Source organism: Dietzia sp. E1, from assembly GCF_014145015.1.
Lineage (GTDB): Bacteria > Actinomycetota > Actinomycetes > Mycobacteriales > Mycobacteriaceae > Dietzia > Dietzia cinnamea_A.
This window is the reverse complement of the sequence record NZ_JAALDU010000552.1, coordinates 1-6,530: the sequence shown is the minus strand read 5'-3', so window position 1 is coordinate 6,530 and position 6,530 is coordinate 1. Positions and strand designations below refer to the sequence as shown.

The window sequence follows — 6,530 nt, the reverse complement described above, 5'->3', positions numbered from 1 at the left end:
CGGTGGCGGGCGCGGGCGGCGGTGACCGCTCCGATGCCCGCGCTGGCGGCTGCGACGGCGAGGATCTCCCCGGAGCTGGGTGCGGCCGCGGCCGCGCCGGCAGCCAGTCCGTGGGCACTGATGCCGAATACGCCGCTGACCAGCGCCACGACGATGCCCACGGCCGCGGTGACCGCGGGTGGGATCTCGGCGCGAAGGCGGGCGGACATGACCCGATTCTATGCCCCTGGGGGTGTAGCGAACCATCCGGAGGTGACGGGATTCACCCCGTCCTGCCCGGGGCTCATCCGATGGCGGACTCCTCGGTGGTGGCGATCCGGGCGCGCTCCTCGTCTGCGAGTCCGGCCTCGATCCGGGCGTGCATGTGGGGTCGCATCTCGGGCAGGGCGTCGACGTCGAACCAGCGGACGTCGGTGTTCTCGCCGTCGGCGGGGTGTGGGTCGCCGTCCAGGTAGGTGCAGGCGAAGGTGTGGTCGATGTACTGGGCGCGGTCGCCGTTGTCGTAGGTGACCATGCGGGAGACGCCGATGGAGGCGACGCGGTCGACGCGGATGGTCACGGCGGCTTCTTCGTGGGCCTCGCGGACGGCGGCGTCGGCGGGGTGTTCGCCGGGGTCGACGATGCCGGTGACGGGCGTCCACCAACCGTTGTCGCTGCGCCGGACCAGGAGCACGCGGGCTGCGTCAGGGTCCCGGATGATCGCCGTCGCTCCGGCCAGCCACAGCGGGGCGGAGCCCACGTGCTTTCGGAGTTCGAGGACGAAGTCGGGGGTGGCCATGTTTCCCACGATAGGCGCCAGCTGAAAGGCGAGATCCCCCGCCGACCGTGTGGTCTGCGGGGGATCTGCGTGGTGCTAGCCGCTCACCGGGTTACCGGCGAGGCGGGCAGAACGTCAGTTCTGCTCCTCGGGGAGGCACTCGTCCGGCTGCATGGAGCCGTTGCCCTTGAGGAAGTCGATGCCCTCCTGCGGCAGCTCGCAGACGATCCCGACGTCAACCGCGGGAAGCGCCGGGAGGTCCACGCCACCGCTCACGGCGATGCCAGCGGCGATGCCGGCAGCAGCGAGCGAACCGACAGCGAGGACCGTTTCGGCGTTGAGCTCGACGGAGCCGTCGCCGCTGGTCTCGTCCTCGTCCCCGTCCTCACCGGGGATCTCGTCGTCTTCGTCGTTGCCCTCATCAGCCGAACCGGAGCCGGTGTCAGAGCTGGAAGCGCTACCGGTTCCGAACAGGTCCTCGAGCGAACCCGGGGTCTCCTCGTCCTCATCCTCGGTCTCGTCATCCGCCGAGCCGAGCCCGTCGGTGATGCTCCCGAGCGAGCCGGTGGGGATGTCGCCCTCTTCGGCGTCCTCGTCGTCGTTCGAGGCCGATCCGGAACCGGCGTTCGCGGAGCCGGAGTTGCCGTCCTCAGTGTTTCCATCGTCGTTAGACGCTGAACCCGAGCCGCCCTCTGCAGATCCGGCGTCGATCAGATCGCCAATGACGTCGTCGTCAAGGTTCTCGGAACCCGTGTCCAGGTCGCTGGATCCGCTGGCGTCGGTGGCCGCATCCAGCGAACCGGCGAGATCCGGGAACTCCACGAGGTCCGCCTCGTCGAGGCCGAGCGAGCCGAGGCCCAGGTCCACGCCGAGCTCGACAGAGTCGCCGACGTTCACGCCGAGGTTGAGGTCCAGGAGGCCCTCGCTGCCGGTCTGGGCGTTGGCGATACCCGGCATGCCGCCGAGCACGAGGCCGGAGGCCGCGATAACGGCCATCATCCGCTTCGAGTTCTTCATAGGAATTGCCTTCCTTAGTCGTTGACAACCCGGCGACGGGTTCAGACTCCCCCACGCCACCCGGCCCGGCATGTGGCCTTAGCCACCACCTTCGGATCGTGTCGTCACTCTATCGGGGCATTTCAAAGTCGCGTTACAGGGAACCCTTGGTTGGAATAGTTGGAGGGCCTACGTAACGCCAGAGGCAGCGGCGCAGGTAGGCGCCGTCCGCGAAGTCGCGCAACGGTTCTCGGCCGTCTACCTCGACATATGATCTACCTGGGAAGTGAAGTGCAGCTTATTTGCTTGCCGTGCAACTCGCTTAGTGAATTTCCTCACTACTTCGCCCCTGAATACCGGATCCGCCACCTGGAACCGCCCCGCGCGCCCCACGACAGCAAAAGTTGAGGCTAACCTCGCATTGTCCCCGACTATCAGGAGCGTCATGGCACCGAGCACGACCGGAGTCCTCTTCCCCACCGATTCCGCCGGGAACCGCTCGACCGGGCGACTCGCCAAAGAGGTCGTCGCCGACGCACTCGCCACCGTCGACCCGGCCGCGGCCGAGCGCGTCCACCGCATCAAGGACTGGCGCAAGGGCTACATCGAACCCTTCACCGAGCTCGTGCGGGTCGGGGTCTCCGACCCGGCGGCCTGGGACGGCGTCGCTCGAGCGGCGCTCGACTCACTGCAGTCCCGGATGGTCGGCGTTCACGAGGCGGACGGCCAGCTGATGGAGACCCCGATGAAGGACTACCTCGCCGTCGTCACCCCCACGTCCACGCCAGGAACCGAGACCATCCAGGGCACGGCGACCCCCGTCCGCGAGCTCTCCATCCCCTTCCGCGGCGAGGAACTGACCGGCGACCTCCTCCGCGCCCGCCTCGACCGGTGGGTCGCAGCCGGCGTCATCGAACCCAGCTGCGCCGACGCGCTGAAACTCGTCCAGGACAACCCCGAGTGGCTCTCGCTCCCCGGCCGCGCGATGCTCGTCCTGGGCCTGGGCTCCGAGATGGGACCCGCCCGCCGACTCCTGCAGTGGGGCGCCGACGTCCTGGGCGTCGACCTCCCGTCGAGCCCCGCGTGGGACCGCTTCCGCGCCGAGGCGTCCACCTTCGCCGGCCGCCTGCACATCCCCACCGACGCCGACGGCCGCCCCGGGATCGACCTGCTCACCCAGCTCCCCGAACTGGCCGCGTGGGCCCGGGCCGCCGCCCCCGCGCCGCTGACCGTGGGCAGCTACTTCTACGCGGATGGCGGGACCCACGTTCAGCTCTCGTCCGCGGCCGACGACCTCGTCGTCGACCTCCTCGGCGACAACACCGCCACCGCGCTGGCCTACCTCGCCACCCCGATGGACACGTTCGTCGTCCCCTCCGACGTCCGCGATGCCGCCTCGGCCGCGCTGGCGTCCCGGAAGATCACCGACGTCAAGCGGGTCGTGGGCGCGCTGACCCGCCACAAGCTGTTCTGCCGCAACTACCCCGCGGGTCAGGGCCCCGCCGTCCACGACGCGCTCGTCCCCCAGCAGGGCCCCAACTACACCCTCGCCAAGCGCGTCCAGCGCTGGCGCGCGACCACCGCATTTGCCGACGGCCACACCGTCTCCGTCAACGTCGCGCCCGCCACCGACACTTACTCGGTCACCAAGAACAAGATCCTCGCCAGCACCTACAAGGGCGCCTACGCCTTCGGCATCGAGATCTTCGAGCCCGACACCTCCTCCGCCCTGCTCGCGGCGCTGCTGGTCCACGACCTCCACGTGGGTCGCCCGCAGGTCGACGTGCAGTGGCAGCACGAGTCGTCCAGCGCAGCATCGGGCGGCCTGTGGCGTCAGCCCTACCTTCCCCGGACGGCCCTGCCGGTGGCCGCGCTGATCGGTACCGTCAAGAGGTAGGAGCACGCCGCAGCGCGCGGCAGCGCGCCAGACCGCACCAGACCGCACCGCACCGACGCCGAGAGACCTAAGGACGCCGCCATGCCGAATCCCTTCGCCAAGGGCTGGAACTACCTCAAGGCCTCGCTGGACAAGTCGGTCGACGACAACGCGGACCCCAAGGTGCTCGTCCACCAGGCCATGAACAACGCCCGCCAGCAGCACAAGTCGGTCTCCGACCAGGCCGCCGCGGTGATCGGCAACGCCAAGCAGCTCGAGATCGCCATGGGCACCAAGGCGCGCCAGCTCGACGAGGTGCAGGGCCAGATCCGTCAGACCCTGCAGGTCGCGGAGCAGGCGCGCGCCGAGGGCGACACCGCGCGGGCTCAGCAGTTCGACGCCCAGGCCGAGCAGCTCGCCGGCCGCCTCGTCGCGCTGGAGCAGGACCTGGAGAACACCCGCCAGCTCCACGGCCAGGCGGTGCAGGCCGCCGAGCAGGCGAAGCAGGCCGTCAAGGAGTCCGAGCACCGACTGCGCGAGACGCTCGCGCAGGAGGACCAGCTGCTGCTCCAGGCCACCCAGGCCGAGATGCAGCACCGTTCCACCGAGTCCATGGCCTCACTGCAGGGCGCCGGCGGCGGCAACTCCCCGACGTTCGACGAGATCCGCGCCAAGATCGAGGGCCGCTACACCACCGCGCTCGGCAAGCAGGAGCTCGCCGAGGCCACCGGCGCCCCGTCCACCGCCCAGCTCGACGCCGCCGCCTTCACCCGGGAGTCGGAGGGCAAGTCGAAGCTCGAGCAGATCCGCGCGTCGATGGGCCTGTCGTCCGGATCCGATGCGGGCGCCGATCGCCAGCTGACGGACGGTGGCGGGCAGGCCGGCGCCTCGGGCAGCCAGGCCGGCTCGGCCGGGCAGTCCAGCCAGGCCGAGCCGGCCGGGGCGGCCGAGCAGGCGGACCCCGAGGCCCCGCGCAACCCCGACGAGGCCACCGATCAGCCGGGTCCCGAGGACCTCTCGGGGCCGACGTTGCCCCGCGATACCAGGGAGTAACGCCCCGCGGGCCGGATCGGCGATCTATCGTTGATCGGTGCGCCAAATCCGCCGTTCCCACGCCCTCCCGTTCCTGGTCCCGGCCCTCGCCGCCGCCCTCGTCGGGGGCGCGGTCGCGCCCGCCGCCGCGCAGTCGTTGCCGGCAGGCTCGACACCGGACATCGGCTCGGTGATGGGCTCCCTCGGAGGCAGTGTCGATCCCTCGAGCGCGGCCGCCGGCTCGGCGACCGTCGGCTCCACGGGTTCCACCGGCACGGACTCCCTCATGGGATCGGGCACCCTCCCGCCGCTGGGCACGGGCTCGCAGAACACGTCGGCCACCCCGCCCATCGGGATGGAGTCCGAGCCCGTCACCGTCTCCGAGGTGCGGCGGGTGGAGATCGGCGATCCGCTGGTCGCCGGCGGCGACCCCCGATTCGAACGCTGGTGGGTCGCCTCCGAGTCCATGAACCGCGTGCTGCCGGTGGAGATCTGGCGACCGGGCTCGGACGCGCCCGCTCCCATGCTCTATCTGCTCGACGGCGTGGACTCGCCCTCGCCGAGCGGGTGGCTCCTGCCGGGCGGCGTCGACCGGGTCTTCGCAGGCGAGCACGTCACGCTCGTCATGCCCGCCCGCGCCGACGGGTCTCTCCACGCCGACTGGCAGCGGGACGACCCGGTTCTCAGCCGCAACAAGTGGCAGACGTTCCTCACGGAGGAGCTGCCGCCGCTGCTCGAGGCGGGCGACATACCCTTCACCGGCAAGCGCGGCATGGCCGGCCTGTCGATGGGCGCGGCGAGTGCGGTCACCATCGCCGAGCGACGGCCCGACCTGTACGAGGCCGTGGGCGCTATCGCCGGTTGCTACACCGCACGCGACGACCTCGGCTTCATCCTCGCCAAGATCGTCGCGGAGACCCGTGGAGGCAATATCGCCAACATGTGGGGCCCGCGCACCGACCCCGACTACCTCGCCAACGACGGCCTCCTCAACGCCGACAAGCTCGCGGGCAAGGCCCTGTACTTCGCCACCGCCACCGGTATGCCCGACGCCTCCGAGTGGGACCGCAACGGCCGCGATCTCCTGCGCTTCACCCAGGGCGCGGGCCTGGAGATGGCGACCCACGCGTGCACCGTGGAGATGGACCGGCGGCTCGACGAGCTCGGCATCGACGCGGGGATCGACTACCTGCCCACCGGCCTGCACAACTGGGACAATTTCGGCCGTTTCGTGGCCCCGATGCGCGATACGCTGATGCCGGCGCTGCGCTGACCGCCGCGCGCCCTCCACCAGCGAGGAGTCGCCATGTCCACCACGCCCTCGGCCTCCGGATACCTTTCCCCGACGGGTGCGGTGGTGTTCCCGCGCCGCCTGCCGCTGTCCCGCGAGCAGGCGTGGGCGGCCGTCACCGACCCCACGCGTACGGCGCGGTGGATCGGCACGTGGTCGGGCGATCCGGCGAGCGGCACCATCGAGATGACCATGTCGGCCGAGGAGGGCGCACCGTCCGAGACCGTCGAGGTGTTGCGGTGCGAGGCGCCCGAGCTCCTCGTCCTGAGACTCGGTCCGGACGGGTGGGTGGTCACCGTGAGGATCGAGGGTGACGACGACGAGGTCATCGTCTCCCTGGAACAGGACATTCCGGACGCCGAGTCGGCGTCGGACATCGGTCCGGGGTGGGATTTCTATCTGGACCGGTTGGTCGAGGCCGAGGCGGGCCGGGATCCTGAGGCGCTCAGCTTCAGCCCCGACTACCACCCCGGCCTGGCCGCGCACTACCGGGCGCTTCTCGGCGGCTAGCCTCGGTCCGCGCGTCTCCGTCGCCCCTCTCCGCGACCGGACGAGTTGGAACCCCATCGTGTCGTAGT

Annotated in this window: 6 protein-coding genes and 1 pseudogene; 4 read left to right on the top strand and 3 right to left on the bottom strand. The window is 70.6% G+C overall.

Annotation, left to right across the window (positions count from 1 at the left end; translation table 11 throughout):
* The 3 genes and pseudogenes from G6030_RS15410 to G6030_RS15400 form a co-directional block, all read right to left on the bottom strand.
* A pseudogene (locus tag G6030_RS15410) lies at positions 1–209 on the bottom strand (hypothetical protein); the annotation flags it as partial.
* 74 nt (positions 210–283) lie between these two features.
* The gene (locus G6030_RS15405; protein ID WP_182643714.1) at positions 284–778 is read right to left on the bottom strand and encodes an NUDIX domain-containing protein; all 495 of its coding nucleotides are present in this window, start codon (positions 776–778) and stop codon (positions 284–286) included.
* A gap of 114 nt (positions 779–892) precedes the next feature.
* On the bottom strand, positions 893–1,774 hold the full coding sequence (locus G6030_RS15400; RefSeq protein ID WP_182643713.1) for a hypothetical protein: 882 nt from the start codon (positions 1,772–1,774) through the stop codon (positions 893–895).
* Between the two features lie 424 nt (positions 1,775–2,198).
* Between G6030_RS15400 and G6030_RS15395 the strand changes: the two genes are divergently transcribed.
* The 4 genes from G6030_RS15395 to G6030_RS15380 all read left to right on the top strand — a co-directional run bounded on the left by G6030_RS15395 (position 2,199) and on the right by G6030_RS15380 (position 6,462).
* On the top strand, positions 2,199–3,650 hold the full coding sequence (locus G6030_RS15395; RefSeq protein ID WP_182643712.1) for a hypothetical protein: 1,452 nt from the start codon (positions 2,199–2,201) through the stop codon (positions 3,648–3,650).
* An 81-nt stretch (positions 3,651–3,731) separates the two neighbouring features.
* Positions 3,732–4,682 (top strand): PspA/IM30 family protein, encoded by a 951-nt coding sequence (locus G6030_RS15390; protein WP_182643711.1) that lies wholly within the window; start codon positions 3,732–3,734, stop codon positions 4,680–4,682.
* A 37-nt stretch (positions 4,683–4,719) separates the two neighbouring features.
* The gene (locus G6030_RS15385) at positions 4,720–5,934 is read left to right on the top strand and encodes an alpha/beta hydrolase family protein (protein WP_007633409.1); all 1,215 of its coding nucleotides are present in this window, start codon (positions 4,720–4,722) and stop codon (positions 5,932–5,934) included.
* Positions 5,935–5,967: 33 nt separating this feature from the next.
* Positions 5,968–6,462, top strand: coding sequence for an SRPBCC domain-containing protein (locus tag G6030_RS15380; protein WP_007633408.1), 495 nt, complete (start codon positions 5,968–5,970; stop codon positions 6,460–6,462).
* The last annotated feature ends 68 nt before the right edge of the window (positions 6,463–6,530 follow it).